Below are 26,956 nucleotides of genomic sequence, written 5' to 3' on the forward strand. Positions count from 1 at the left end.
CCTCTTTGTTCCGGATACGGACGGGATGATGCCGTGAACCGGCGGGACTCGGCAGCGAGTGTCCGAGCAGGATACGACGCACCTGGAAGATCCGCGTGCCGCTCCCGGCAACCCGGCTGGGCCGATCGAGTGAGCGGTGTGCGGGGTGTGTGCCGAGGTGTGCGCGGAGCGTGGCCGGAAGCAGCCTCGTTCGGTCGCTGATACCCTGGTAGCCCGTGGACCGGTGGGCAAGAAACCCCCGAACCGCAGCGACGGCGCCTCCGGAGATCTCCGGACCCCACGCCGGTACGCACCCCAGACCGCGACCACGGGAGCCCCCTCTTGGCCATGCCGCCCGCTGCTTTCCGAAACAGCACTGCCACGACGACCAAGCACATCTTCGTCACCGGGGGTGTCGCCTCCTCCCTCGGCAAGGGACTGACGGCCTCCAGCCTGGGCGCGCTGCTCAAGGCGCGGGGTCTGCGGGTCACGATGCAGAAGCTCGACCCGTACCTGAACGTCGACCCGGGCACCATGAACCCGTTCCAGCACGGTGAGGTGTTCGTCACCAACGACGGCGCCGAGACCGACCTGGACATCGGTCACTACGAGCGCTTCCTCGACGTCGACCTCGACGGCTCGGCCAACGTCACCACCGGCCAGGTGTACTCCACCGTCATCGCCAAGGAGCGGCGCGGCGAGTACCTGGGCGACACGGTGCAGGTCATCCCGCACATCACCAACGAGATCAAGCACCGCATCCGCCGGATGGCCACCGACGACGTCGACGTCGTCATCACCGAAGTCGGCGGCACGGTCGGCGACATCGAGTCCCTGCCCTTCCTGGAGACGGTCCGCCAGGTCCGCCACGAGGTCGGCCGCGACAACGTGTTCGTCGTTCACATCTCGCTCCTCCCGTACATCGGCCCGTCCGGCGAGCTGAAGACCAAGCCCACCCAGCACTCGGTGGCGGCGCTGCGCAACATCGGTATCCAGCCGGACGCGATCGTCCTGCGCGCCGACCGCGAGGTGCCCACCGCCATCAAGCGCAAGATCTCGCTGATGTGCGACGTCGACGAGGCCGCCGTGGTCGCGGCGATCGACGCCAAGTCGATCTACGACATCCCGAAGGTCCTGCACACCGAGGGCCTGGACGCCTACGTCGTCCGCAAGCTGGACCTGCCGTTCCGCGACGTGGACTGGACGACCTGGGACGACCTGCTCGACCGCGTCCACAACCCCGCCCACGAGATCACCATGGCGCTCGTCGGCAAGTACATCGACCTGCCCGACGCCTACCTCTCGGTCACCGAGGCGCTGCGCGCCGGCGGCTTCGCGAACAAGGCCCGCGTCAAGATCAAGTGGGTCACCTCCGACGACTGCAAGACCCCGGCGGGTGCCGCGGGACAGCTCGGTGACGTCGACGCGATCTGCATCCCCGGCGGCTTCGGCGACCGCGGTGTGTCCGGCAAGGTCGGCGCCATCCAGTACGCCCGCGAGAACGGGATCCCGCTGCTCGGCCTCTGCCTCGGCCTGCAGTGCATCGTGATCGAGGCCGCGCGGAACCTGGCGGACATCCCGGACGCCAACTCCACCGAGTTCGACTCCGCCACCGGGCACCCGGTCATCTCCACGATGGCCGAGCAGCTCGACATCGTGGCCGGCGAGGGCGACATGGGCGGCACCATGCGGCTGGGCATGTATCCGGCCAAGCTCGCCGAGGGCTCGATCGTGCGCGAGGTGTACGACGGCAAGGAGTACGTCGAGGAGCGCCACCGTCACCGCTACGAGGTGAACAACGCCTACCGCGCCGAGCTGGAGAAGAAGGCCGGTCTGCAGTTCTCCGGCACCTCCCCGGACGGCAAGCTCGTCGAGTACGTCGAGTACCCGCGCGACGTCCACCCGTACCTGGTCGCGACCCAGGCGCACCCCGAGCTGCGCTCCCGTCCGACCCGGCCGCACCCGCTCTTCGCGGGCCTGGTCAAGGCCGCGGTGGAGCGCAAGACGGGCAAGTAGCACAAGGGTTGTACGGTGGCCGGGGTGCGGGATCCGCGGATGAATCCGCAGGTCGCGCGCCCCGGCTCCGTCGACGGACCGGCTTTTCGTGGGCACGTGTGGGAGGACAGCCATGACGATCAAGGACACCCCCGAGGAGTGGGAGGTCCGGGCGACCGAGACCCCCTTCAAGGGCAACAAGACGTCGGTACGCACCGACGACGTGGTCATGCCCGACGGGTCCGTCGTACGCCGCGACTACCAGGTCCACCCGGGCTCGGTGGCGGTCCTCGCCCTCGACGAGGAGGGCCGGGTGCTGGTCCTGCGCCAGTACCGCCACCCCGTGCGCCAGAAGCTGTGGGAGATCCCGGCGGGCCTGCTCGACATCCCCGGTGAGAACCCGCTGCACGCCGCGCAGCGCGAGCTGTACGAGGAGGCGCACGTCAAGGCGGAGAGCTGGCGTGTGCTGACCGACGTGTACACCACGCCCGGCGGCTGCGACGAGGCCGTCCGCATCTTCCTCGCCCGCGACCTCTCCGAGGCCGAGGGCGAGCGGTTCGACGTCGAGGACGAGGAGGCGGACATGGAGCTGGCCCGCGTTCCCCTCGACGACCTCGTCCGCGGTGTCCTCGCCGGCGAGCTGCACAACAACTGCCTGGTCGTGGGCGTTCTCTCGCTCGTCGCGGCACAGCAGGGCGACGGACTGGACGCGCTGCGTCCCGCCGAGGCCCCGTGGCCGGCACGCCCCTTCGAGGCCTGACACCGGTTCCTCGCGCCACTCTCCGGACGGGGAGTACTCACCCGTCCGGAGGTACCGGTCCTACGATCGCCTGATCCGATCGGGGGACGCCCCCGCCGCGCTCCTCCCGGATCGTCGCAGAGCGTGAACTAGGCTCTGGAAACGCCCGAACCGGAGTCCCGGCGGGCTTGCGCGCTCAGTGGAACGGGAGTGTGGCCCGTGGCGGATCAGGCAGTGGACGACGGCGGCACGAAGGTGTCGGCCAAGGGGCGGCGCCCGGCTGCCGGGTCCGCTCCTACGGAGAGTCAGTTCCTGGGCCGTACCAGAGAGTTGAAGGAACTCCGGGCCGACATCGAACGCGCCGGGCTGGACACGCTGTCCGGCCGCAAGGCGCCCCGCGCGCGGGTTCTCCTGATCGCCGGGAAACCCGGATCGGGCCGTACCGCGCTCGCCGCGGAACTCGCCGCGCAGGTCGCCGAGAGTTACCCCGACGGCATACTGCGAGCCCGGCTCACCGAACCCGACGGCACCCCGGTGCCCACCGAGTCCACCGCGCGGGAGCTGCTCACCGCCCTCGGGCTGCCCACGCCCCCCGGAGCCGACGCGGACGATCTCGGCGAACGGCTGCGCGAGGCCCTCGCCGTCCGCCGCGCGGTGCTCGTCCTCGACGACGCGGCCGACGCCGGGCAGGTCGACGCGGTGCTGCCCGACTCCCCGGACTGCCTGGTCGTCGCCGTGTCCGAGGGGCCGCTGACCGGGATCGCCGACGTCCGCCCCTGCACCCTCGGCGGGCTGGACACCAAGTCCGCCCTCGAACTCCTCGGCCACTTCACCGGCTCGGTGCGCATCACCGTCGACCCGCTCGCCGCCGAGGGACTGGTCGAACTCTGCGCGGGCCAGCCCGCCGCCCTGGTGCTCGCCGGCGGCTGGCTCGCCGCGCGCCCCGCGTCCGCCGTGGCCGACCTCGCCAAACACCTGCGCTCCGAGGGCGAGGACGGCACCGCCCTGGCCCGCGTCTTCCGGCTCGCCTACACCTCGCTGCCGAGCACGGCCGCGCGGATACTGCGCCTGCTCTCGCTGGCGCCTGCGGGCCTCGTGGACCCGCACACGGCCTCCGCGCTGGCCGGCTGCTCGGTCCAGGCCGCCCGCACCACCCTCGACGACTTCGCCGCCCTCGGCCTGCTCCACGCCGTCCCCTCGCCGCTGCCGCAGTACGAGGTCCCCGGCTGCCTCCAGCCGCTGCTCCAAGGGCTGATCGAGACGCACGACCGCCCCGCCGAGGTGCAGCTGGCACGCGCGCGGATGCTGGAACGGACCGTACGGCTGCTGGTGTCCTGCCGTGCCATCACCGAGACCGACAGCTCGCCCGCCCAGGAGAAGCTCGCCGGGATGCCGCGCGCCCTGCGTTTCCCGAGCCCGCGGGCGGCGGAGGACTGGCTGAGCGTCCGCAAGCCCGCGCTGCTGGCCTCCGCCCGGCTCGCGGTCGCCGACGGGGAGCTGGACACCCTCGCCCGGCGGTTGATGGCAGCCCTGGTGCGGGCCATGGTCGCCCACTTCGGCACCCAGTCCGCCGCACCCGAGCTCTACGGCATCCACCGGCTCGTCCTGGACGTCGCCGAGCGCCGCAAGCTGCCCCGCGAGAAGGCCGCGGCCCTGCTGAACCTCGCCGACCTCGACGCGCAGACCGGCCGGACGACGGACGCCCTGGCCCGCTACCGGTCCGCGCTGGACGCCGGACGGGAGGCGAACGACCCGTACGCGACCGGCCGCGCGATGGAATCCGTAGGCGGCGCCCACCAGGAGCTGGGCGACTACGACCGGGCCGCCGACTGGTACGGCCGGGCCCTCGCCGAGCGGCTCGCCCGCGGAGAGCGGGTGGACGCCGCCCGGCTGTACGGACGCATCGCCACCGCGCACACCTACGCGGGCCGGTACGGCGAGGCGCTGGTCAACTGGCGCGCCGCCGTCGCCGGACACCGCAAGAACGGCGATGTCGCCGCGCAGGCCCGCGCGTTGAGCGAGACCGCACGCGTCCAGGAGTACGCCGGACGGCCCGAGGAGTCACTGCGCACCTGCCAGGAGGCCGTCGAGTGGGCGCGCCGCGCGGACGACGTACGGCTGCAGGCCGCGCTGCAGCTCCGGCTGGCCGACACCCTGGACCGGCTCGGCGACCCCGCGGCCGCCCGGCTGCACCGGGCCGCGGCCGAGCGCATGCTGGGAGATGAGCTCCCGGAGAGCGCGATCGACCCGGAACAGGACGCGAATGCCTGCGAAATCCGTAGTGCATCCTCAGAAGATTGATGCATTGAAAGGCTAGACAGAGAGAATCCCTTCATTAGACTGGCTCCGCCGCGTTCTTCCGTGGTGTCTCCCGGTGTGCTCCCGTATGCCAGGTATGACATGCATCGCCTGGCTTGCATCGCCTCGGCATGCATAGCCCCGAACCCTCTGAGCCAAGGACCGTGATCGACGTGAAGGTCGGCATCCCCCGCGAGGTCAAGAACAACGAGTTCCGGGTGGCCATCACCCCCGCCGGCGTGCACGAGCTGGTGCGCCACGGCCACCAGGTCTTCGTCGAGCAGAACGCCGGTGTCGGCTCCTCGATCACGGACGAGGAGTACGTCTCCGCCGGTGCGCAGATCCTCGGCACCGCCGACGAGGTCTGGGCCACCGCCGACCTGCTGCTCAAGGTCAAGGAGCCCATCGCGGAGGAGTACCACCGCCTCCGCAAGGACCAGACGCTCTTCACGTACCTGCACCTCGCCGCCTCCAAGGAGTGCACGGACGCCCTGCTGGAGTCGGGCACCACGGCGATCGCGTACGAGACCGTCGAGCTCCCCAGCCGCGCGCTGCCGCTGCTCGCCCCGATGTCCGAGGTCGCGGGCCGGCTGGCCCCGCAGGTCGGCGCCTACCAGCTGATGCGCGCCAACGGCGGCCGCGGCGTCCTGCCCGGCGGTGTGCCCGGCGTGCTCGCCGCGAAGGCCGTCGTCATCGGCGGTGGCGTCTCCGGCTGGAACGCCGCGCAGATCGCCATCGGCATGGGCTTCCACGTGACCCTGCTCGACCGCGACATCAACAAGCTCAAGGAGGCGGACAAGATCTTCGGTACGAAGATCCAGACCGTCGTCTCCAACACCTTCGAGCTGGAGAAGGCCTGCCTCGAGGCCGACCTCGTGATCGGTGCCGTGCTCATCCCGGGTGCCAAGGCCCCGAAGCTGGTCACCAACGAGCTCGTCTCGCGGATGAAGCCGGGAAGTGTCCTTGTCGACATCGCGATCGACCAGGGCGGCTGCTTCGAGGACTCGCGTCCCACCACGCACGCCGAGCCGACCTTCACGGTCCACAACTCGGTCTTCTACTGCGTCGCCAACATGCCCGGCGCGGTGCCCAACACGTCGACGTACGCGCTGACCAACGCGACGCTGCCGTACATCGTCGAGCTCGCCAACCGCGGCTGGGTCGAGGCGCTGCGCCGCGACAACGCCCTGGCCAAGGGCCTCAACACCCATGACGGCAAGGTTGTTTACCGCGAGGTCGCCGAGGCCCTCGGCCTCGAGCACGTCGCCCTGGAGAGCCTGCTCAGCTAGGACTCGCGCAGGCTCCGGGAGTCGACTTTTCAGGTCGACTCCGGGCCGACAAAAGGCGATACGTCAACACAGGTCGTCAACAGCGCGCACCCGGCCGGACCTTGCCCGACAAGGTCCGGCCGGGTGTGTGTCGGGTCACTTTGCGACACTCGTTCAACTCGCCACGAACGTAACTCTTTAACCGATTCGCACACCGGTGAAACCTGCTGTGCGACGGCCTTACGCCCTTGACAGAGGGGTGTTCGGTTGCCGACACATCGGGTCGGGTCCGGCGGATTGTGTTGCTGCGGAGCGGTGACACGCCATAGAGTCGCCAACCGTCGGCATGGTGCCACGCTGACCTATCGAGAAGTTTCCTGGTCACCAAGGAGGTAAGACGACTTGTGAATGAGTCGACATTTACTCCCGGGGGTGGTCAACCAGGAATGCCGGCGCGGGGCCAGAGCCCCACGGGGCTCGAGGCTGTCGGCTCCGTCGCTGTCCGCACCTTCGCGGCCCACCAGAGTCCCCCCAGAACAGGGCTGACCCAGCCAGCACACCAGAGCATGGATGGCCATCACGTGAACGCCATGGCCGGCAACGGAAGTGGCGAGAACCACACCCACTTCGCCGACTACGACGAACTGCCCGAGGGGCACTTCTACGACCCCGACGCCGAGTACGAGCCCGATCCGGAGTACGCGGCCACGCTCGCGCCCGACGCGGCCCGCCAGCGCCGTGAGCGCATCGGCCCGACGGGGCGGCCCCTGCCCTACTTCCCGATCCCGGGCCCGCTGACCAGTCACGGCCCCGCGACGATCATCGCGATGTGCAACCAGAAGGGCGGCGTGGGCAAGACCACGTCGACCATCAACCTGGGCGCGGCCCTCGCCGAGTACGGCCGCCGCGTGCTCCTCGTCGACTTCGACCCGCAGGGCGCGCTGTCCGTGGGACTCGGCGTCAACCCGATGGAGCTCGACCTCACCGTCTACAACCTGCTCATGGAGCGGGGCATGGCGGCCGACGAGGTGCTCCTGAAGACGGCGGTCCCGAACATGGACCTGCTGCCCAGCAACATCGACCTGTCCGCCGCCGAGGTGCAGTTGGTGAGCGAGGTCGCGCGCGAGTCCACGCTCCAGCGGGCCCTGAAGCCGCTGATGGCCGACTACGACTACATCGTGATCGACTGTCAGCCCTCGCTCGGTCTGCTCACCGTGAACGCGCTGACGGCCGCGCACAAGGTGATCGTGCCGCTGGAGTGCGAGTTCTTCGCACTGCGTGGTGTCGCGCTGCTCACGGAGACCATCGAGAAGGTCCAGGAGCGGCTCAACCCCGACCTGGAGCTCGACGGCATCCTCGCGACGATGTATGACTCCCGCACGGTGCACAGCCGTGAGGTGCTTGCACGCGTCGTGGAGGCCTTCGACGATCACGTGTACCACACCGTGATCGGCCGGACCGTGCGCTTCCCGGAGACCACCGTCGCCGGTGAGCCGATCACCACGTACGCCTCCAACTCCGTCGGTGCCGCCGCCTATCGCCAGCTCGCCAGGGAGGTGCTCGCCCGGTGTCCCGCCGAGTGAGTCTGCCGGGGGCCGACGAACTGTTCCGTACCACCGGGGGAATGGCGCTCCAGTCGTCCACGCCCTCGCGCCGGACCAACGGCGAGGCCCGGGTGCCGGCTCCGGCCGGTGAGAGCGACGCGGCGGCCGCCGGGGAGGACGCACCGCATGCGGTGCCCGTCCAGGGCGGTGACGGCGAGGGCGACGAACACGTCGCCGCCGACGCCGAGTCGTCCGACGCGGGGGAGTCCCGCAGCCGGGGTGGTGCCCCGGACCGTTCGGGGCGGCGCCCGCAGGCGCAGGAAGGTTCTGCCGCCCCCTCCGGGGGGCAGTCGTCCCGCAAGCGGGGGCGAGCCGCCGCCAACCGGCGGCCCAGCGGACGGGAGCGGCACGACGAGAAGATCACGGTGTACGTGTCCGCCGAGGAACTGATGGACCTCGAACACGCCCGCCTGGTCCTCCGTGGTGAGCACGGGCTCGCCGTCGACCGCGGGCGGATCGTCCGCGAGGCGGTCGCCGTCGTCCTCGCGGATCTGGAATCCCGCGGGGACGCGAGCATCCTCGTACGACGTCTGCGCGGGCGGTAGCGGTAGCCTGCGACGGCCATGACCTCGAACGACCCGCCTCCGACCGCCGCCTCCGGCGGCCGTAGGCGTGCGCTGGGGCGAGGACCGGGCACGGCACCGGAGCCCGGTTCGCAGCCCTCGCCGGCCCCGGACCCGGACGGCGTCTCCGCCGGGTCGCCCGAGCCGCCCGTCGAACCCTCCGCCGAGGAGCCCGGTGCGCCCGAGGCGACGGGCGTCCGACGCGAGATCCCCACCGAACCGCCTGAGACGCTCCCAGAGGCCCCCGACGCGTCCGACGGGCCCGCGAGCCCGGCCGGACGGCCCGAGGCGCTCCAGAGGCCCGCACAGGCCGTCGAGACGCTCCCGGAGTCCGGAGGCTCCGTCGGACCCGCCGAAGCCGCTCCGGCGAACGGCGCCGCCGCGGCCGACACGGACGCCACCGCCGCCGCGGCCGACGCGGCCGATGACGGTGTCTTCAAGGTGCGGCTCTCGAACTTCGAGGGGCCCTTCGACCTGCTGCTCCAGCTCATCTCCAAGCACAAGCTCGACGTCACCGAGGTCGCGCTGTCGAAGGTCACCGACGAGTTCATGGCGCACATCCGGGCGATGGGCCCGGACTGGGACCTCGACGAGACGACCGAGTTCCTGGTCGTCGCGGCGACCCTGCTCGATCTGAAGGCCGCCCGCCTGCTGCCGACCGCCGAGGTCGAGGACGAGGCCGACCTGGCCCTCCTGGAGGCACGGGACCTGCTGTTCGCACGGCTGCTCCAGTACCGCGCCTACAAACAGATCGCCGACATCTTCAACACCCGGCTCGACGAGGAGGCCCGCCGCTATCCGCGTACGGTCGGCCTGGAGGCGCACCACGCCGCGCTGCTGCCCGAAGTGGTCATCAGCATCGGGCCGGAGGGCTTCGCCAGGCTCGCCGTGAAGGCGATGCAGCCCAAGCCCAGGCCGCAGGTCTACGTCGACCACATCCACGCGCCGCTCGTCAGCGTGCAGGAGCAGGCGGGGATCGTGGTGGCCCGGCTGAAGGAACTGGGCGAGGCCAGCTTCCAGGCACTCGTCGAGGACACCGACGACACCCTCACCGTCGTCGCCCGCTTCCTGGCCCTGCTGGAGCTCTACCGGGAGAAGGCCGTCGCCCTGGACCAGGAGGAGGCCCTCGGGGACCTCATGGTGCGGTGGACGGGCGGTGAGGGCGAGGACCGGCCGAGGGTGACGGACGAGTTCGACCGGCCCCCGGAGCCGGCGGACGACGGGAACGGACGGGCGGCGAGGAAAGCCGCGGAGCCCGAGGAGCAGAAGACGTGAGCGAGGACACCATGGAGACCCCCGCGGGGCCGCGCACCGTCGCCGACCTCGACCTCAGGCCCGCCCTGGAGGCCGTCCTGATGGTCGTGGACGAACCCGCGACCGAGGAGCACCTCGCGAAAATACTGGAGCGGCCCAAGCGGCAGATCGCGGACGCCCTGCGCGCGCTGGCCGACGACTACACCGTCCAGGGGCGCGGATTCGAGCTGCGGCTGATCGCCGGCGGCTGGCGTTTCTACAGCCGGCCCGAGTACGCGGCCGCCGTCGAGCGCTTCGTCCTGGACGGGCAGCAGGCCCGTCTCACCCAGGCGGCCCTGGAGACGCTCGCCGTCGTCGCGTACCGCCAGCCGGTCAGCCGTTCCAGGGTCTCGGCGGTCCGCGGAGTCAACTGCGACGGCGTGATGCGCACCCTTCTCCAACGCGGTCTGGTGGAGGAGGCGGGCGCGGAACCCGAAACAGGTGCGATCCTGTACACGACGACGAACTACTTCCTGGAGCGAATGGGCCTGCGCGGTCTGGACGAGCTCCCGGAGCTCGCGCCCTTCCTCCCCGAGGCGGACGCGATCGAAGCAGAGACGCTGGAAGGGGTCCCGTCGTTCGATCCGGATGCACCGGATACAGACGCAGACGACACGACGACGACGGAACTTTGATGCGAAGCAGTGGCAGTGGCAGCGGCAGGAACAGCGGGCGCGGCAACCCGCGGGGAACCGGCGGGAGCGGTGGCGCGCGCGGAAGCGGCGGCAGCTCGCGTGGGACCGGCGGAGGTGGCGGCCCGCGTGGGACCGGCGGCTCGCGTGGGTCCGGCGGGAGCGCCGGCTCGCGCGGAACCGGCTCCCAGCCGAGGAGCGATGCGGGGCGCGACGACCAGCCGAAGCGTCCCAGCAAGCCCCGTCCCGAGGAGCGTCGCTACGACGTAGGCCCCGGGGGCACGCACGAAGGCCCGAAGTCCGGGCGCGGCGCCTCGGCACGCGGCGGCGCCAAGGGCGGCCCCAAGCAGGGCCAGCAGCGCGGCGGACGCACGGAGCCCTCGCGCTCCCGTGAGTACGAGACGCGGACCGAGGAGCGCAACCGCGACCGGTACGCGGGCAAGCCCGAGATCAAGCTGCCCAAGACCTTCCCGGGCGCCGAGGAGGAGGGCGAGCGACTCCAGAAGATCCTCGCCCGCGCCGGCTACGGTTCGCGCCGTGCCTGCGAGGAGCTGGTCGACCAGGCCAGGGTCGAGGTCAACGGCCAGATCGTCCTGGAGCAGGGTCTCCGGGTCGACCCGGAGAAGGACGAGATCAAGGTCGACGGCCTGACGGTCGCGACGCAGTCGTACCAGTTCTTCTCGCTGAACAAGCCCGCGGGCGTCGTCTCCACGATGGAGGACAACGAGGGCCGTCAGTGCCTCGGCGACTACGTGACGAACCGCGAGACGCGGCTCTTCCACGTAGGCCGGCTCGACACCGAGACCGAGGGCGTCATCCTGCTCACCAACCACGGTGAGCTCGCGCACCGCCTGACCCACCCCAAGTACGGGGTGAAGAAGGTCTACCTCGCGCACATCGTCGGCCCGATCCCGCGTGACCTGGGCAAGCGGCTCAAGGACGGCATCCAGCTGGAGGACGGGTACGCCAAGGCGGACCACTTCCGCGTCGTCGAGCAGACCGGCAAGAACTACCTCGTCGAGGTGACCCTGCACGAGGGCCGCAAGCACATCGTGCGCCGCATGCTCGCCGAGGCCGGCTTCCCGGTCGACAAGCTGGTGCGCGTCTCCTTCGGCCCGATCACGCTGGGCGACCAGAAGTCCGGCTGGCTGCGCCGCCTGTCGAACACCGAGGTCGGCATGCTGATGGCCGAGGTCGGCCTCTAGGTCCCCGAGGGGCGGTCGCACGACCCCGCCGCCCTCCACGCCTCGCGCGTACGACGGCCGGTTCCGGAAGTTCTCCGGGGCCGGCCGATTCGTTTTCGCCGCACCGACGGTCTGTACCGGTGAACGGACCACCGGTGTGCCGCCGTGCGGCCGGTGCGAACGAAGGGAGCGGCGATGACCGCGACGACGGACCGTGACGAGTTCGTCCGGCTGACCGACCCGTACCGGCGGGAGCTGCTCGCCCACTGCTACCGCATGCTCGGCTCCGTGCACGACGCCGAGGACCTGGTGCAGGAGACGTACCTGCGGGCCTGGCGGTCCTACGAGGGGTACGAGGGCCGGGCCTCCCTGCGCACCTGGCTCTACCGGATCGCCACCAACACGTGTCTGACGGCCCTGGAGGGGCGGGGGCGCCGTCCGCTGCCCACCGGGCTCGGCGGGCCGGGAGACGCGCCGGAGGGTCCGCTGGGGGCCCCGGCGACGGACGTTCCCTGGCTCCAGCCGCTGCCCGACTCGCTCCTCGACCCGGCGACGGTCGTCGCCGCGCGCGGCACCCTGCGGCTGGCGCTCGTCGCCGCGCTGCAGAACCTGCCCCCGCGTCAGCGGGCGGTGCTCATCCTGCGGGACGTGCTGGCCTGGCGGGCGTCCGAGGTCGCCGCCGTGCTCGACACGTCGACGGCGGCGGTCAAGAGCACCCTCCAGCGCGCGCGTGCCCGGCTCGACGAGGTCGCGCCGGAGGAGGACCTGGTGGTCGAACCCGACGGGGCCGACGACCGCGAACTGCTCGACCGGTACATGCGGGCCTTCGAGAACGCCGACATGGAGTCCCTGCTGGGGCTGCTGCGCGACGGGGTCGAGCTGGAGATGCCGCCGCACCTGGAGTGGTTCAGCGGCAGGAAGGACGTCCTGCGGTTCCTGCGGGTGCGGGTCCTCTCCGGCCGCGCGCCGGGATGGATCCGCATGCTGCCGGTCCGGGCCAACGGGCAGCCCGCGGTGGCCGCGTACGAGAGCGGTCCCGACGGTGCACTGCGGGCGCACTCCGTGCAGGTGCTCACCGTCGAGGAGGGCGCCGTCGCCCGGCTCACCGTCTTCCTGGACCCCGGCCTGTTCCCCGGCTTCGGACTGCCCGGGGTTCTCGCGTGAACCCCGGTGAACTGCTGGAGCGGTCCCTCGCCTACGCGCTGGGCGGTGTCGCCGCCGTCCCGCGCGCGGGTCTCGGCCGTCCGACGCCGTGCGCGCGGTGGGACCTCGGGGAGCTGCTCCAGCACCTCGACGACTCGCTGGACGCGCTCTACGAAGGGGTCGCCGAGGGCCGGGTCGGGCTGTGCCCCGTCGCGCCCGCCGCCGATCCGGTGTGCGCCTTCCGCGCGCGGGCCGGGGCGCTCCTCGGTGCCTGGGCGGCCGTGTCCGCCGCGCCGCCCGCCCCGGCCGTGGGGGACCGGTCCCTCGATCTGGGACTGCTCGCCGCGGTCGGCGCCCTGGAGATCGCGGTGCACGGCTGGGACGTGACGCAGGCGTGCGGCAGGCCGCGGCCGATCCCCTCCGCGCTCGCGGCCGAACTGCTGCCCCTCGCACCGGTCGTGGTGGCGGACGCCGACCGCGGGGTGCGGTTCGCCGATCCCGTCGCGGTGCCCGCGGGAGCCGGTCCCGGCGACCTGCTCCTCGCCTTCCTGGGACGCGGGCCCCGGCCACGATTCCTTTCCGGGGCGGCGCCGGTCCGTCTTCCGTGAGTGATCCTCACGGAAGGAACCGTCATGACCGACACCACCGCACGCGCCCCCGTCCAGCAGCCGACCCCCGTACCCGCACGCCGTACGTGGACCGTCGTGCTCGCCGGGCTGGGGGCGCTGCTCTGTTCTCTGGACGTGGTCGTCGTGGCCACCGCGCTGCCCTCGCTGCGGGCCGACTTCGGGGCGAGCCTGTCCGACCTGGAATGGACGATCAACGCCTACAACCTGGTGTTCGCCTGTCTCACCCTGACCGGTGCCGCGCTCGGCGACCGCTTCGGCCGGCGCCGCATGTACGTCGCCGGGCTCGCCGTCTTCACCCTGGCCTCGGCGCTCGCGGCACTGGCCGGGGGGCCGGGGCAGCTCATCGGCGCGCGGGTGCTCCAGGGCGCCGGCGCGGCCGTCCTGCTGCCGCTCACCCTGACCCTGATCAGCGAGGCGTTCCCGGCCGAGAAGCGGGGCGTGGCCATCGGGGTGTGGGGCGGGGTGACCGGCCTCGGGGTGGCGGCAGGACCCGTCCTCGGCGGGGCGGTCACCGAGGGCCTGTCCTGGCAGTGGATCTTCTGGCTGAACGTGCCCACCGGGCTGGTGATGCTGCCGCTGGCCGCGCTGAAACTGCGGGAGAGCCACGGGCCGCGTCCGCAACTGGACGTCGTGGGACTGCTGTTGGCGGCCGTGGGGCTGACCGGACTCGCCTGGGCGCCGGTGCGGGCCCCGCAGGCGGGCTGGGGGAGCGCCGAGGTGCTCGGCGCGCTGGCCGTCGGAGTCCTCTTCGCGACGGCCTTCCTCGGCTGGGAGCGGTCGCGGGCGCGCTACCCGATGCTGCCGCTCGGGTACTTCCGCAGGAGGGCCTTCTCCACCGCCAACGGCGTCGCCTTCCTGACGTTCATGTCGCTGCTCGGCTCCCTGTTCATGATCACGCAGCTGTTCCAACTGGGGCTCGGGAACTCGCCGTTGCAGGCCGGTGTCCGCATCCTCGTGTGGACCGGCATGCCGCTCGCCGTGGCCCCGCTCGCGGGCGCGCTCGCCGACCGGTTCGGCAACCGGCCCTTCATGCTCGGCGGACTCGCCCTCCAGGCGGCCGGCCTCGGTCTGCTGGCGTGGCAGGTGGAACCGGGCGTGGACTACGAGCGGCTCGTGCTGCCGCTGATCGTCGCGGGCATCGGCATCTCGATGGTCTTCCCCACCGTCGCCAACGCGGTGACCTCGTCGGTCCCGCCCGCCGACGCGGGGGTCGCCGCGGGCGTCAACAACGCGCTGCGCGAACTCGGCGGAGTGTTCGGGATCGCCGTCGCCGCGGCCGTGTTCAGCCGGTACGGGGGCTACGGCTCGGCCGAACGCTTCGTCGACGGCTGCGGTCCGGCGCTGTGGGTCTCCGCGGGCGTCGCGGCCGTGGGAGCGCTCGTGGCGGCTCTCGCCCCGGCGCGCACACCGGCGCAGGGACACGACGTACGCCGGTCCGGGGCTCGCGGGGCCGAGGCTTCGAACGCCGGGACCGGCGGGTGACCGAAGCGGCCCTCGGCCGGGTCCCGCATCCCTTCCGCCGCCTCCGCCCCAGGCGCCGACAGCTCTCCCGCGGCTGCCGGGAGAATCCGTAACTTCCCTGGTTGTGAACCTTGTTGGGGCCCTCGCACCCCCTTTATAGTCGTACTGACCATAGTCATGCTGACCATAAAGGGGGTGAGGGTGTGGCGTCAGAGGACGGCCGCGCGCCGGGCGGTACGAGGCCCGAGGGATACGACAAGTACGCCTTCGAGCCGTTCGCCGTCACCGTCGACCTGGCCGTCCTGACGGTGCGCGCGGGCGCACTCCAGGTACTGCTCGTCGAGCGCGGCCAGGAGCCGTACGCCGGCCACTGGGCCCTGCCCGGCGGCTTCGTGCTGCCCCACGAGTCCGCGGAGGCCGCCGCCCGCCGCGAACTCGCCGAGGAGACCGGCCTGTCGGACATCTCGGGGCTCCACCTGGAACAACTGCGCACCTACAGCGAACCCGACCGCGACCCGCGCATGCGGATCGTCTCCGTCGCGTTCGCCGCGCTCCTCGCCGACGCCCCCGAACCGCACGGCGGCGGCGACGCGGCGCAGGCCCAGTGGCTGCGGTTCAACGCCCTCGCGCCGCTCGCCTTCGACCACGACCGCATCCTCGCCGACGCCCACGACCGCGTCGGCGCCAAGCTTGAGTACTCCTGTCTCGCCACCTCCTTCTGTCCGTCCGAGTTCACCCTCGGAGAGCTGCAGCAGGTCTACGAGACCGTGTGGGGCACCGCTCTCGACCGGCCCAACTTCCGCCGCAAGGTCCTCGCGACGCCGGGTTTCGTCGAACGGGTCCCCGGCGCCGCCCGCCTCACCGGCGGACGCGGCAAGCCCGCCGCCCTCTACCGCGCCGGCGGCGCGAAAGCACTGCACCCACCCCTGCTGCGCCCCACCTCGGAAGGACGGCCCTGATGACCACCACGACCCTCGCGAAACGCGCCGCCACCGGCTCCCTGATCGGCCTGGCCCTCGGTGACGCGCTCGGGTTCCCCACCGAGTTCAACTCCGTGCCCGCCATCCTCGACAAGTGCGGTCCCTGGCGGCAGATGGCGCTGCCCCGGCCCGCGATCGTCACCGACGACACCCAGATGACGCTGGCCCTCGCGCGGGGACTGCGTACCGCCATGGACCGCGGCCTGCTCGGCCCGCTGCGGATGGAACGGCCGGTGCGCGAGGAGTTCGTGGACTGGTACCAGTCGCCGCAGAACAACCGGGCCCCCGGCCGGACCTGCCTCACCGCCTGCAACCTCCTCAAGAACGAGAAGCGCCGCTGGCAGGAGGCCAGCCAGATCGGCTCCAAGGGCTGCGGTGCCAACATGCGCGTCGCACCCGTCGGACTCGTCCGCGGACTCAGCGACGAACAGCGCGCCGGAGCGGCGCAGTTGCAGGCCGCGCTCACCCACGGCCACCCCACCGCACTCGCCGCCTCGGACCTCACCGCCCACGCGGTCTGGCTGCTCGCCCAGGGCACCGAGCCGATGGGACTGATCGGCCGGCTGCGCTCGTACGCGTACGAGAACCGGCACCGCTATCACGTCCGCTGGCTCGGCGACCTGTGGACGTTCAGCGAGGACGCGACGCCGGAGCAGTACATCTCCCGCGGCTGGGACGAGTGCCTCGACGTCCTGGACAACCTCCGGCACGCGGTACGCACCGTCTCGCCCGAGACCGACCCCTGTATGGCCACCGGCGGAGGCTGGGTCGCCGAGGAGGCGCTCGCCACCGGCCTGCTGTGCTTCCTCCTCCTCGTCGACGAACCCGTCACCGCGCTGCGCCGGGCCGCCTGCACCTCGGGCGACTCGGACTCGATCGCCTGCCTGACCGGGGCCTTCGCCGGCGCCTACCACGGCTCCGGCGCCTGGCCCCGGGAGTGGGCCGACCGGATCGAGTACCAGGGCGACCTGATGTCCCTGGGGGCGCTCTGGGACGCTTGAGGGATGACAGACGCCCTGGACCTCGGTACCGACCTCGCGAGCGTGGTGGCCGAACAGCCCGACCCCGTGCTCTTCGCCACCGTCTCCGGGGCGCACCTCTACGGCTTCCCCTCGCGCGACTCCGACGTCGACCTGCGCGGTGTCCATCTGCTGCCCACGGCCGATCTGGTCGGACTGCGCGAGCCCGAGGAGACCCGGTCGCGCATGTGGCTCCGCGAGGGCGTCGAGATGGACCTGGTCACCCACGACCTGCGCAAGTTCGTCCGGCTGATGCTGCGGCGCAACGGCTACGTGCTGGAGCAGCTCCTCTCGCCGCTCGTCGTGCACACCGGTGACGAACACCGGGAACTGGTCTCGCTCGCCCCCGGCGTCCTCACCCGTCATCACGCCCACCACTACCGGGGGTTCGCCTCGACGCAGTGGCGGCTCTTCGAGAGGACCGGCGAACTCAAGCCGCTGCTCTACACGTTCCGTGTGCTGCTCACCGGCATCCACCTCATGCGCAGCGGCGAGGTCCAGGCCGATCTGCCGACGCTCGTCGGGCAGGTCGCCTCCCCCGACTACCTGCCGGACCTGATCGCCGAGAAGGCCGAGCGGGAGCACGGGGCCGCGGACGTTCCCCGCGCGCGCGTGGAGGCGGACGTGGAGCGGCTGCACAGCGTCCTCGACGAGGCCCAGGACGCCTCGGCGCTGCCCGACGCCCCCTCCGTGCGTGACGCCCTGCACGAGTACGTCGTCCGGGTCCGCCTCGACGCCGACCGGCAGGCCGCGACGCTCTCCTAGGGCATGTCCGGCGCGCCGGAGTTCCGGAGCGCGGAGGCCCGGCGCACCCGGATCAGGAAGTCCTCCACGCGTGCGTGGTCCGGCCCGGGCGGAAGCGGGCTGCGGGACTCCGCCTGCTCGGCCTCCGCCGCCAGCCGGGACATCCACGTCTCGACCCCGGCCCAGGACACCTCGCCCCGCCGCACGGCGAGGAGCGGTTCGCGCTGGTCGCCCACGTCGACCGTGAGGACCCCGGTGCGCAGCAGATCGCGCGAACTCATCAGGAGCCGCAGCAGATGCATGGCGTGCTTCCAGCGCGGGACGCCGTGCCGCCGGACGTCGGCCTCCAGCTTCTTTCGCTGGCCGAGGGCGTAGCGGGCGAACGACTCGTACACGAGGCGGGACAGGAACGCCCCTCTGAGCGCGAGGAGTTCGCGTCCCACCTCGTCCGTGTACGCGACGAGGGGGGAGTGCAGGCACTCCAGGATGTTCGGATTGGCGCGCAGCGCGAGCGCGCAGAACCGCTCCAGCTCCCAGCTGAACTGCTCCTCCGCCGGACCCTCGACGTGGGTCGGCGGCTTCTCGAAGCGCCAGAACATCGGAGTCGGGGCGAGGAAGACACCCCGGCGGTCCGTGTCGCTGCCGTCCGTGGCCAGCCCGAAGGCCCGCGACCCCGTCACACAGGAGTAGACGGTGTGATCACGCACCAGGGAGAGCGGGGGGACGGGGGACGCCGCGCCGGGCTGCCGGGCGCCGGGTTCTGAACGCATGCCCGGAGCGTACGGGCCGTCTCACGCCGTGCGGATCGAATTTCCTTCCACGACGATCTTCTCCGCGGGCAGCGGACGCGGGGCGGGACCGGCCTTCACCGCGCCGTTCTCGACACTGAACCTGCTCCCGTGGCACGGGCAGTCGATCGTGCCGTCCGCGACGGCGTTCACCGTGCAGCCCTGGTGCGTGCAGATCGCGGAAAAGGCCTTGAACTCGCCCTTCTTCGGCTGGGTCACCACGATCTTCCGGTCCTTGAAGATCTTGCCGCCGCCGACCGGGATGTCGCCCGTCGAAGCGAGCTTCTCGCCGCTGGACGCCTTCGGCGAGGTGTTGTCGGAGGAACTGTCCGAGCCGCCTTCGTCCCCGTACTTGCTGCATCCCACGAGCAGCGCGGACGCCCCCGTCGCGAGGATCACGGTGCGCCGCGTCGAGCGGTGGGTCATGTCGTCACTCCGAACGTACGGAAGAACCAGAGGGCGGACGTCAGCCAGATGGCCGTGAGCACGGCGAAGACCAGGCCGCCGACGATCGGCAGCAGCCAGCCGGGCAGGCGCTCCCAGCGGAGCAGCAGCATCTTGGCACTGAAGGCACCGAAGAAGAAGCAACCGAGGAGCGAGTGCAGCAGGACGCGCGTTTCGTACGTCTGATAGCCCAACGCGTACAGACAGTGCACGGCGACCGGCACGGCCACCAGGAACGCGATCCGCCCCGACCACCGGTGCAGCGTCGCCGCCCAGCCCGGCCCCGGCAGTTTTCCGTACATCATGAGCGCCGACGCGAACTGGACGAGCGCGAAGAGGAACGCGGCCGTCGCGAGCCACGACTTCACGGCGCCGGTGCTGCTGAAGCCCGCGAGGTTGAAGGCCGTCCCGGCCGGGTCGTGCAGTCTGCCGTAGACGCCGAGGCCGAGGGCGACCGCGGCGGCGACCAGGGCGGGGACGAGATAGCGGGCCGCACCGCGCCGGCGGTGGGCGGGCGGCGGAACGGGGAAGCCCCGGGTGGCGGCGTTCGGGTCCACGGTCATGAGCTGCTCCCTGCGAGAGAGGGGGTCAGGGTGTGACGGGCCGCGCGACGATCCTGTGTCCGTCGATGGTCACGGCACCGGTCTCCGGGTCGATCGCCGGAGCCTTCGAGGGGGTGCCGTCCCGGTCGACGACGCCGACCTGTTTTCCGCCCGGCAGCACGATCCAGCCGCCGTCGATCTTCGCTCCGCGCACGGTCGAGGTCGCCCGGTACAGACCGGACGGCTTGACCGCCCGGTCGGCCGTGAAGCGATAGCGCCGGCCGCCGAGGTCGACGGCCCCGCGGATCCGCTTGCCGTCCTCGAGCGTGCCGTTCAGCTCGGCGCCGTCGCGGCTCGTGAGCTTCATGACCCCGTCGCCGCCGACGTCGCCCTTCAGCCAGGACTCCTTGTCGTGTCCGTCGCAGAAGTACGCGATCGCCTTCCCGTCGCGCAGGGAGACGGCGACCGCCGACGAGTCGTCGTCGGTGCGGCCCGCGTAGTCGGCGTCGGGCACCGGGCGGACCGTGGGCGAGGAGGAAGGGGACGACGAACGGGGCGACGACGACGAGCGGTCCGGTGAGGACGGGGACGCGGAGGCCCCGGGTGCGGCGGGCGACACCGTGGCGCCCCGTGGGTCCTTCTGGTCGGCCGACGCGGTCCTCGTCCCCGTCGCCGCGTTGAGCGACAGCAGGAACACGCCGAGCACGAGGCCCGCGAGAAGGGTGAGAAGGGGTCCTGGACGCTTCATGCGGGTCATACGGGCCTCCCCCGAGGCGAGTCTCCTGCCATGAGAGCGGACCCGCGCCCCCGCGTCCAGAGGCGCACAGGGGCGTTCTCACCACAAGTGGCGGAAAGGGGTGATTCCGGTGACATTGACAGGGCCTGAGGCCGGGTGGGCGCCTCCACCCCGGCCGCACTCACGAAAGGCGGGACCATGGCGGGTAACGATCTCGGCAGTCTGCTCGGCGGCCTTCTCGGCGGAGGCGGCCCGTCCGGCTCCTCCAACGGCGGCGCAGGCAACATCCTGGGCGCGCTGCTCGGAGCCCTCGGCGGCAGCGGCTCGGGAAGCGGCGGCGGCAGTCCGCTGGGCGGCCTGATGGACATGCTCACCAAGTCCGGCCTGGTCGACCAGGCGCAGTCCTGGGTCGGCAACGGCGAGAACAAGGCCGTCAGCGGTCAGCAGATCGCCGAGGCACTGCCCGACGAGACCCTCCAGAAGGTCGCCGAGCAGAACGGTGTCAGCCCCCAGCAGGCCGCCGACCAGATCGCCCGGTCGCTGCCGCAGGCCGTCGACAAGCTCACCCCGAGCGGGCAGATGCCGTCCGGCACCTCGCTCGAGGACCTCATCAAGCAGCAGGCCCTCTGACCCCGGGGCCCGGCTCGCGGACAGCCGGGTCCGGTGCGCGGCGCCGTCTCGTCAGGCGGGCGCCGCGCACTCCCGCTCCGGGCGCTGACTAGGCTGGTGACGAGACGACAGACGCAGACCAGCGAGGAGCATCACCGTGGCGGTACGAGCGGTCCGGGGCGCCGTCCAACTGGAACGGGACGAGGCCGGTCACATGGACGAGCAGGTCAGCGAGCTGCTCACCGCCGTCCTGGAGCGGAACGCGCTCACCACGGACGACCTGATCAGCATCTGGTTCACGGCGACACCGGATCTGCACAGCGACTTCCCGGCAGCCGCCGCGCGCAAGCTCGGCATCGTCGACGTCCCGCTGATCTGCGCGCAGGAACTGGACATCGAGGGGGCCATGCCGCGCGTCGTCCGCGTCCTCGCGCACATAGAGTCCGACCGGCCGCGCGCCGAGATCGTGCACGTCTACCTCGGTGCCGCCGGCGCACTGCGCAAGGACATCGCCCAGTGAGGACCGCGCTCGTCATCGGCACCGGCCTGATCGGCACGTCGGCCGCCCTCGCGCTCGCCGCCCGCGGCGTCGTCGTCCACCTCACCGACCACGACCCGGAGCAGGCCCGTACGGCCGCCGCACTGGGCGCGGGCACCGACGAACCGCCCGCCGGACCCGTCGACCTCGCCATCGTCGCCGCGCCGCCCGCGCACGTCGCCGCCACCCTCGCCGACGCCATGCGCCGCGGTCTCGCCCGCGGATACCTGGACGTCGCCAGCGTCAAGGGCGGCCCGCGCCGCGAGCTGGAGGCCGTCGGCCTCGACCTCGCCCCGTACATCGGCTCGCACCCCATGTCCGGCCGCGAGAAGTCCGGCCCGCTGGCCGCGACCGCCGATCTCTTCGAGGGGCGCCCCTGGGTGCTCACGCCCACCCGCGACACCGACACCGAGGTCCTGAACCTCGCCCTGGAACTGGTGTCGCACTGCCGTGCCGTGCCCGTCGTGATGGACGCGGACGCCCACGACCGCGCCGTCGCCCTCGTCTCCCACATGCCGCACCTGGTGTCCAGCATGGTCGCCGCCCGCTTGGAGCACGCGGAGGAGGCCGCCGTACGCCTCTGCGGTCAGGGCATCCGCGACGTGACCCGCATCGCGGCCTCCGACCCCCGGATGTGGATCGACATCCTCTCGGCCAACCCGGGCCCCGTCGCGGACCTCCTCACGGACGTCTCCGCCGACCTCGACGAGACGGTACGTGCGCTGCGCGCCCTGCAGTCCGCCGACGACACCAAGCGCCGCGACGGAGCCACCGGCATCGAGGACGTCCTGCGCCGCGGCAACGCGGGCCAGGTCCGTGTCCCCGGCAAGCACGGCTCCGCGCCGCGCGCCTACGAGGTCGTGGCGGTCCTCATCGACGACCAGCCGGGCCAGCTCGCCCGCATCTTCGCCGACGCGGGGCAGGCCGGGGTCAACATCGAGGACGTACGCATCGAGCACGCCACCGGTCAGCAGGCCGGTCTGGTGCAGCTGATGGTCGAGCCGAAGGCGGCGCCGGTGCTCAGCGCCGCGCTGCGGGACCGCGGCTGGGCACTGCGCCAGTAACCCCGGTCCCGGCCGGGCGGGCGGTCCGGCAGGCTCCCGGAGCACCGGGGCGGGGACGGCCCGCTCGCGGGGCCCGGGAAGGGCCAGTAATACGGGGTCCGCGGAGCCAGTAACCTTGTGCGGGGCGCGATCGTGCCCCGCACAGACCTCCACCCCGCACCAGGAAGGTGTTCCCACCGTGGAAAACGGCGCCGCCCGGACCGCTCCGACCGTCATCGTGGCCATCGACGGCCCCTCGGGCACGGGCAAGTCGAGCACCTCGAAGGCCGTGGCCGCCAAGCTCGGTCTGAGCTACCTGGACACCGGGGCCCAGTACCGCGCGATCACGTGGTGGATGGTCAGCAACGGCATCGACGTGACGGACCCCTCCGCGATCGCCTCCGCGGCCGGGAAGCCGGAGATCATCTCCGGGACCGACCCGTCCGCCCCGACCATCACGGTCGACGGCACCGACGTCGCGGGCCCGATCCGCACGCAGGAGGTCACCTCCAAGGTCAGCGCGGTCAGCGCCGTGGCCGAGGTGCGGGCCCGGATCACCGAGCTGCAGCGCACGCTCGCCGCGTCCGCCGCCGACGGCATCGTCGTCGAGGGCCGGGACATCGGCACCACCGTGCTGCCCGACGCCGACCTCAAGATCTTCCTCACCGCCTCCCCGGAGGCGCGCGCCGCCCGCCGCAGCGGCGAGCTGAAGGGCGCGGACGTCGCGGCGACCCGCGAGGCGCTCATCCGGCGCGACGCCGCCGACTCCAGCCGCAAGACGTCCCCGCTCGCCAAGGCGGACGACGCCGTCGAGGTGGACACCTCCGACCTCACGCTCCAGCAGGTCATCGAGTGCGTCGTCACCCTCGTCGAGGAGAAGCGGGCCGCCAAGTGACCGCACCCTCCGCGAGAGGCGCCGAGGTCGGGCGCCGTATCGGCGTCGGCCTGATGTACGGGCTGTGGAAGCCGCGTGTCCTCGGCGCCTGGAAGGTCCCCGCGACCGGCCCGGCGATCCTGGCCGTGAACCACGCGCACAACATCGACGGACCGATGGTCATGGGCGTGGCGCCCCGGCCCACCCACTTCCTGATCAAGAAGGAAGCGTTCATCGGGCCGCTCGACCCCTTCCTGCTGGGCATCGGCCAGCTGAAGGTGGACCGCCACACCACCGACCGCACGGCCATCACCGACGCCCTCGGCGTCCTGACGTCCGGCGGCGTCCTCGGGATCTTCCCCGAGGGCACCCGGGGCGACGGCGACTTCGCCTCGCTGCGGGCCGGTCTCGCCTACTTCGCGGTGCGCAGCGGCGCCCCGATCGTCCCCGTGGCGGTGCTGGGAAGCTCCGAGCGGAACAGCCGGTTGATAAGGGGGCTGCCCCCGCTGCGCAGCAGGGTCGACGTCGTCTTCGGCGACCCCTTCGAAGCGGGCGACGGCAGCGGACGGCGCACCCGCAGCGCCCTGGACGAGGCCACCGGCCGCATCCAGAAGCAGCTCAGCGCCCACCTGGACCATGCCAGGCGTCTCACCGGACGCCCGGAAAACGCCGGGCGCCCCACCGGGCGTTAGGCGACACTTGAGTAGTGGATCGGCCGGTTTGCGGTCGTTCCACCGATCACCACGATGGAACGACGAGGTACGGACTTCATGAACGACCACATCCAGCCCGAGGGCTCGGCAGAGCACGAGCACGGGGCGCTTGGCGATGCCGAGTACGCGGAGTTCATGGAGCTCGCCGCGGAAGAGGGCTTCGACGTCGAGGACGTCGAGGGCGCCATCGGAGAGGCGGGCCACGGCCCGCTCCCCGTCCTCGCCGTCGTCGGCCGCCCGAACGTCGGCAAGTCGACCCTGGTGAACCGCATCATCGGCCGCCGCGAGGCGGTCGTCGAGGACAAGCCCGGCGTCACCCGTGACCGCGTCACGTACGAGGCCGAGTGGGCGGGCCGCCGCTTCAAGCTCGTCGACACCGGCGGCTGGGAGCAGGACGTCCTCGGCATCGACGCGTCCGTGGCCGCCCAGGCCGAGTACGCGATCGAGGCCGCCGACGCCGTCGTCTTCGTCGTCGACGCCAAGGTCGGCGCCACGGACACCGACGAGGCCGTCGTCCGGCTGCTCCGCAAGGCCCGCAAGCCCGTCGTCCTGTGCGCCAACAAGGTCGACGGCATGAGCGGCGAGTCCGACGCCTCGTACCTGTGGGCCCTCGGTCTCGGCGAGCCGCACCCGGTCTCCGCACTGCACGGCCGCGGCACCGGCGACATGCTCGACGCCGTCCTGGAGGCCCTGCCCGAGGCTCCCGCCCAGACCTTCGGCGGCGCGGTGGGCGGCCCCCGCCGTATCGCCCTCATCGGCCGTCCGAACGTCGGCAAGTCCTCCCTGCTGAACAAGGTGGCCAACGAGGACCGCGTCGTCGTGAACGAGGTCGCGGGCACCACCCGTGACCCGGTCGACGAGCTGATCGAACTCGGCGGCATCACCTGGAAGTTCGTCGACACGGCGGGCATCCGCAAGCGCGTCCACCTCCAGCAGGGCGCCGACTACTACGCCTCGCTGCGTACCGCGGCCGCCGTCGAGAAGGCCGAGGTCGCGGTCATCCTGATCGACGGGTCCGAGACCATCTCGGTGCAGGACCAGCGCATCGTCACCATGGCCGTCGACGCGGGCCGTGCGATCGTGCTCGCCTTCAACAAGTGGGACACCCTCGACGAGGAGCGCCGCTACTACCTGGAGCGGGAGATCGAGACCGAACTCGCCCAGGTGGCCTGGGCCCCCCGTGTGAACGTCTCGGCCCGCACCGGCCGGCACATGGAGAAGCTCGTCCCGGCGATCGAGACGGCGCTGGACGGCTGGGAGACCCGCGTCCCGACCGGCCGGCTGAACGCCTTCCTCGGCGAGCTGGTCGCCGCCCACCCGCACCCGATCCGCGGTGGCAAGCAGCCGCGCATCCTGTTCGGCACGCAGGCGGGAACCAAGCCCCCGCGCTTCGTGCTCTTCGCCTCCGGCTTCATCGAGCACGGCTACCGCCGCTTCATCGAGCGCCGGCTGCGCGAGGAGTTCGGCTTCGCGGGCACGCCGATCCACATCTCGGTGCGGGTGCGTGAGAAGCGCGGCGCCAACAAGAAGAAGTAGCGTCCGGTGACACGGGTGAGGGGCGGCTCCGGATGGAGCCGCCCCTCACCCGTTGTCGCGTGGGGAACCGTTTCTCACAGGCCCCGGCGCGGTGCCGGCGGCAGCGCGGCCGGGATGTGGTGCATCCCGGTGCTGTGCTGACGACTGCCCGCCTGCCAGACGGCGGTCGCGCCCTGCCCGTTCTGCGCCGCGATCTGCCGGGCGGTGTGCGCCCCCGCGCTGTACGAGCTGTAGGAGTTGTACGAACTCGACGGGCTGTACGAGTTCGAACCGCGCGCGAGCCCTCCGAACGCCGTGAACCCCAGCTCCTCCTCGCCGTGCCGGTCGCCCGGCAGCGTCCTGAACGAGCGGACCCACTCGGCGTAGAGCGCGTCGTAGATCGGCGTGGCCGAGGGGCCGCCCGAGGCGTCCTGGGCCGATCGGGACGCCGCCACCTCCCTGCCGGAACGGAGCGGTAGAGGCGAGCCGGACGGGGGTACCGGCTGGAAGGGCCGGCGGCGGGGGGCGTCGTAGGTGTGCACGTACGTGCCAACGACCCCGCTGCGCAACAGATGCGGTCCGGCAACTGATTTCGCAGGTCACCGGGAGTGAGTGGCGCTCGCGGGGGCGCGGGCGACCGCGCGGACGACCGTCCGCGTCGGGTGCGCCCGTCCCCGCGCCCCCGGCCGCCCGGCTCCCGAGCTCTCGGCTCTCCCGCGCAGCAGGATGCGCCCCGCCGGGTGTGGGGATGCCCGGCGGGGTCGGGTGCGCGCCCGCCGTGGGGGTTCGGGCGCGCTACCGCGGTCGGCTCAGGTGCCGGCCAGCGGCATCGTGGCCGCGACCAGCTTGCCGTTGGCCGCCGCCTTGTCGAGCGCGTCGCGCAGCAGGTCCTCACGGGGCTGACGGCCGATCGAGCCGACGGGCGCCGCGAACAGCAGCACCTGCTGGTGCTTGTTGGCGGCCGCGCGCCAGCTCTCGGCGACCTGGAGGGCCTGGTGGGCCTGCCACCAGGCGACGGGGGAGCCGCCGCCGGTGCCCGGCTGGAGTACGGCGTGCAGCTGGCCCATGGCGAGCAGCACGGACCAGCCGTGCAGGACCGGCGGCACCGCGTTCAGTTCGGTCACCGGCATGAAGCCCTGCTCGATCAGCAGCGGCAGGAAGTCGTCGCCGATGTCGGTCGAGCCGGGGCGCACGATCGGGCCGGTCGGCTCGACCACGAGCGCCGGGTGCAGATCGCCGTTGATCAGCACGAGTCCGCTGGTGACACCCAGAACGGCCTGCTCGGGCGAGGTGTCGGTCGGATCGCCGTCGGGGTGGATGGAGCGGACGGCGCCCTGCAGTTGCTCCTCGGTGACCTGCACGACCTGCGAGGGCAGGCAGGTGGCGTGGGCGAACGCGAGGACGGCGGTCTCGTCGCCGATGAACAGGACCGTGCTGGTGCGCTCCTGTTCCGAGTCGCCCGGGGTGCGGCACGACGTGCAGTCGTAGCTGCCGGGGGCGTTCTCTCCGGCGAGCAGCCGGTCGGCTTCTTCGTCGCCGATCTCGGCGCGTACGTCGTCGCCGACGTCGAGCATGCGCGGCACGGTGGCTCCTCGGGATGCGGTGCGTGGCGGTGCCGGGGTG

General features: G+C 72.0%; 27 protein-coding genes. 21 read left to right on the top strand and 6 right to left on the bottom strand.

Annotation, left to right across the window (positions count from 1 at the left end):
- The first annotated feature begins 327 nt into the window (after positions 1 to 327).
- The 15 genes from ABZT74_RS26105 to ABZT74_RS26175 all read left to right on the top strand — a co-directional run bounded on the left by ABZT74_RS26105 (position 328) and on the right by ABZT74_RS26175 (position 17,552).
- Positions 328 to 1,995, top strand: a complete 1,668-nt coding sequence (locus tag ABZT74_RS26105) for a CTP synthase (RefSeq protein WP_356177745.1) — start codon at positions 328 to 330, stop codon at positions 1,993 to 1,995.
- Between the two features lie 112 nt (positions 1,996 to 2,107).
- On the top strand, positions 2,108 to 2,734 hold the full coding sequence (locus ABZT74_RS26110; RefSeq protein WP_356438621.1) for an NUDIX hydrolase: 627 nt from the start codon (positions 2,108 to 2,110) through the stop codon (positions 2,732 to 2,734).
- Between the two features lie 198 nt (positions 2,735 to 2,932).
- A complete protein-coding gene (locus tag ABZT74_RS26115) occupies positions 2,933 to 5,014 on the top strand; it encodes a tetratricopeptide repeat protein (protein ID WP_356177734.1) in 2,082 nt (693 codons plus the stop codon).
- A gap of 161 nt (positions 5,015 to 5,175) precedes the next feature.
- Positions 5,176 to 6,300 carry an alanine dehydrogenase gene (gene ald / locus ABZT74_RS26120; RefSeq protein WP_355874643.1) on the top strand — a complete coding sequence of 375 codons (1,125 nt, stop codon included), beginning with the start codon at positions 5,176 to 5,178 and terminating at the stop codon, positions 6,298 to 6,300.
- A gap of 425 nt (positions 6,301 to 6,725) precedes the next feature.
- A complete protein-coding gene (locus ABZT74_RS26125; protein ID WP_355874640.1) occupies positions 6,726 to 7,862 on the top strand; it encodes a ParA family protein in 1,137 nt (378 codons plus the stop codon).
- Positions 7,847 to 8,428 carry a hypothetical protein gene (locus ABZT74_RS26130; RefSeq protein ID WP_355874638.1) on the top strand — a complete coding sequence of 194 codons (582 nt, stop codon included), beginning with the start codon at positions 7,847 to 7,849 and terminating at the stop codon, positions 8,426 to 8,428. Before ABZT74_RS26125 ends, ABZT74_RS26130 begins: the two co-directional genes overlap by 16 nt.
- A gap of 18 nt (positions 8,429 to 8,446) precedes the next feature.
- Positions 8,447 to 9,721 carry a segregation/condensation protein A gene (locus ABZT74_RS26135; RefSeq protein WP_356438624.1) on the top strand — a complete coding sequence of 425 codons (1,275 nt, stop codon included), beginning with the start codon at positions 8,447 to 8,449 and terminating at the stop codon, positions 9,719 to 9,721.
- Positions 9,718 to 10,374, top strand: a complete 657-nt coding sequence (scpB, locus tag ABZT74_RS26140; protein WP_355874632.1) for an SMC-Scp complex subunit ScpB — start codon at positions 9,718 to 9,720, stop codon at positions 10,372 to 10,374. Before ABZT74_RS26135 ends, scpB begins: the two co-directional genes overlap by 4 nt.
- On the top strand, positions 10,374 to 11,576 hold the full coding sequence (locus tag ABZT74_RS26145; protein WP_355874629.1) for a pseudouridine synthase: 1,203 nt from the start codon (positions 10,374 to 10,376) through the stop codon (positions 11,574 to 11,576). The genes scpB and ABZT74_RS26145 overlap by 1 nt, the downstream gene beginning before the upstream one ends.
- A gap of 174 nt (positions 11,577 to 11,750) precedes the next feature.
- On the top strand, positions 11,751 to 12,719 hold the full coding sequence (locus ABZT74_RS26150) for a sigma-70 family RNA polymerase sigma factor (RefSeq protein WP_356177728.1): 969 nt from the start codon (positions 11,751 to 11,753) through the stop codon (positions 12,717 to 12,719).
- A complete protein-coding gene (locus ABZT74_RS26155) occupies positions 12,716 to 13,306 on the top strand; it encodes a TIGR03086 family metal-binding protein (protein ID WP_356438628.1) in 591 nt (196 codons plus the stop codon). The genes ABZT74_RS26150 and ABZT74_RS26155 overlap by 4 nt, the downstream gene beginning before the upstream one ends.
- Before the next feature lie 24 nt (positions 13,307 to 13,330).
- Positions 13,331 to 14,809: an MFS transporter gene (locus ABZT74_RS26160; protein WP_356438631.1), complete on the top strand. Its 1,479-nt coding sequence runs from the start codon at positions 13,331 to 13,333 to the stop codon at positions 14,807 to 14,809.
- A 182-nt stretch (positions 14,810 to 14,991) separates the two neighbouring features.
- Positions 14,992 to 15,747, top strand: coding sequence for an NUDIX domain-containing protein (locus tag ABZT74_RS26165; protein WP_355874619.1), 756 nt, complete (start codon positions 14,992 to 14,994; stop codon positions 15,745 to 15,747).
- The gene (locus ABZT74_RS26170; RefSeq protein ID WP_355874616.1) at positions 15,747 to 16,769 is read left to right on the top strand and encodes an ADP-ribosylglycohydrolase family protein; all 1,023 of its coding nucleotides are present in this window, start codon (positions 15,747 to 15,749) and stop codon (positions 16,767 to 16,769) included. The genes ABZT74_RS26165 and ABZT74_RS26170 overlap by 1 nt, the downstream gene beginning before the upstream one ends.
- A 3-nt stretch (positions 16,770 to 16,772) precedes the next feature.
- Positions 16,773 to 17,552, top strand: a complete 780-nt coding sequence (locus tag ABZT74_RS26175; protein ID WP_356177224.1) for a nucleotidyltransferase domain-containing protein — start codon at positions 16,773 to 16,775, stop codon at positions 17,550 to 17,552.
- Here the strand turns inward: ABZT74_RS26175 and ABZT74_RS26180 are convergent.
- The 4 genes from ABZT74_RS26180 to ABZT74_RS26195 are packed head-to-tail and all read right to left on the bottom strand — an operon-like array spanning position 17,549 to position 20,053.
- Positions 17,549 to 18,301: a nucleotidyltransferase domain-containing protein gene (locus ABZT74_RS26180; RefSeq protein ID WP_356177223.1), complete on the bottom strand. Its 753-nt coding sequence runs from the start codon at positions 18,299 to 18,301 to the stop codon at positions 17,549 to 17,551. The genes ABZT74_RS26175 and ABZT74_RS26180 overlap by 4 nt on opposite strands.
- Before the next feature lie 21 nt (positions 18,302 to 18,322).
- The gene (locus ABZT74_RS26185; protein ID WP_356177222.1) at positions 18,323 to 18,745 is read right to left on the bottom strand and encodes a Rieske (2Fe-2S) protein; all 423 of its coding nucleotides are present in this window, start codon (positions 18,743 to 18,745) and stop codon (positions 18,323 to 18,325) included.
- Positions 18,742 to 19,326 (bottom strand): DUF6529 family protein, encoded by a 585-nt coding sequence (locus ABZT74_RS26190; protein WP_356177221.1) that lies wholly within the window; start codon positions 19,324 to 19,326, stop codon positions 18,742 to 18,744. Before ABZT74_RS26190 ends, ABZT74_RS26185 begins: the two co-directional genes overlap by 4 nt.
- A gap of 25 nt (positions 19,327 to 19,351) precedes the next feature.
- Positions 19,352 to 20,053, bottom strand: a complete 702-nt coding sequence (locus ABZT74_RS26195) for a hypothetical protein (protein WP_356177230.1) — start codon at positions 20,051 to 20,053, stop codon at positions 19,352 to 19,354.
- A gap of 186 nt (positions 20,054 to 20,239) precedes the next feature.
- Here ABZT74_RS26195 and ABZT74_RS26200 point away from each other — a divergent pair, with 186 nt between their 5' ends.
- The 6 genes from ABZT74_RS26200 (at position 20,240) to der (ending at position 25,354) form a co-directional block, all read left to right on the top strand.
- Complete coding sequence (locus tag ABZT74_RS26200) at positions 20,240 to 20,671, top strand: YidB family protein (protein WP_356177220.1); 432 nt, start codon at positions 20,240 to 20,242, stop codon at positions 20,669 to 20,671.
- 136 nt (positions 20,672 to 20,807) lie between these two features.
- The gene (aroH, locus tag ABZT74_RS26205) at positions 20,808 to 21,170 is read left to right on the top strand and encodes a chorismate mutase (RefSeq protein WP_081223608.1); all 363 of its coding nucleotides are present in this window, start codon (positions 20,808 to 20,810) and stop codon (positions 21,168 to 21,170) included.
- A complete protein-coding gene (locus tag ABZT74_RS26210; RefSeq protein WP_355874599.1) occupies positions 21,167 to 22,252 on the top strand; it encodes a prephenate dehydrogenase in 1,086 nt (361 codons plus the stop codon). The genes aroH and ABZT74_RS26210 overlap by 4 nt, the downstream gene beginning before the upstream one ends.
- Positions 22,253 to 22,430: 178 nt before the next feature.
- Entirely contained in the window at positions 22,431 to 23,126 is a 696-nt protein-coding gene (gene cmk / locus ABZT74_RS26215; RefSeq protein ID WP_355874597.1) for a (d)CMP kinase, read from the top strand.
- The gene (locus ABZT74_RS26220; RefSeq protein WP_355874594.1) at positions 23,084 to 23,797 is read left to right on the top strand and encodes a lysophospholipid acyltransferase family protein; all 714 of its coding nucleotides are present in this window, start codon (positions 23,084 to 23,086) and stop codon (positions 23,795 to 23,797) included. Before cmk ends, ABZT74_RS26220 begins: the two co-directional genes overlap by 43 nt.
- Positions 23,798 to 23,875: 78 nt before the next feature.
- A complete protein-coding gene (der, locus tag ABZT74_RS26225; protein WP_356438635.1) occupies positions 23,876 to 25,354 on the top strand; it encodes a ribosome biogenesis GTPase Der in 1,479 nt (492 codons plus the stop codon).
- A 74-nt stretch (positions 25,355 to 25,428) separates the two neighbouring features.
- Here the strand turns inward: der and ABZT74_RS26230 are convergent, their stop codons facing one another.
- A complete protein-coding gene (locus tag ABZT74_RS26230) occupies positions 25,429 to 25,875 on the bottom strand; it encodes a hypothetical protein (protein ID WP_355874588.1) in 447 nt (148 codons plus the stop codon).
- Between the two features lie 267 nt (positions 25,876 to 26,142).
- Positions 26,143 to 26,916: a hypothetical protein gene (locus ABZT74_RS26235; protein ID WP_356177219.1), complete on the bottom strand. Its 774-nt coding sequence runs from the start codon at positions 26,914 to 26,916 to the stop codon at positions 26,143 to 26,145.
- Positions 26,917 to 26,956 lie beyond the last annotated feature (40 nt).

Source organism: Streptomyces sp. NPDC005302 (assembly GCF_040607345.1).
Taxonomy (GTDB): domain Bacteria; phylum Actinomycetota; class Actinomycetes; order Streptomycetales; family Streptomycetaceae; genus Streptomyces.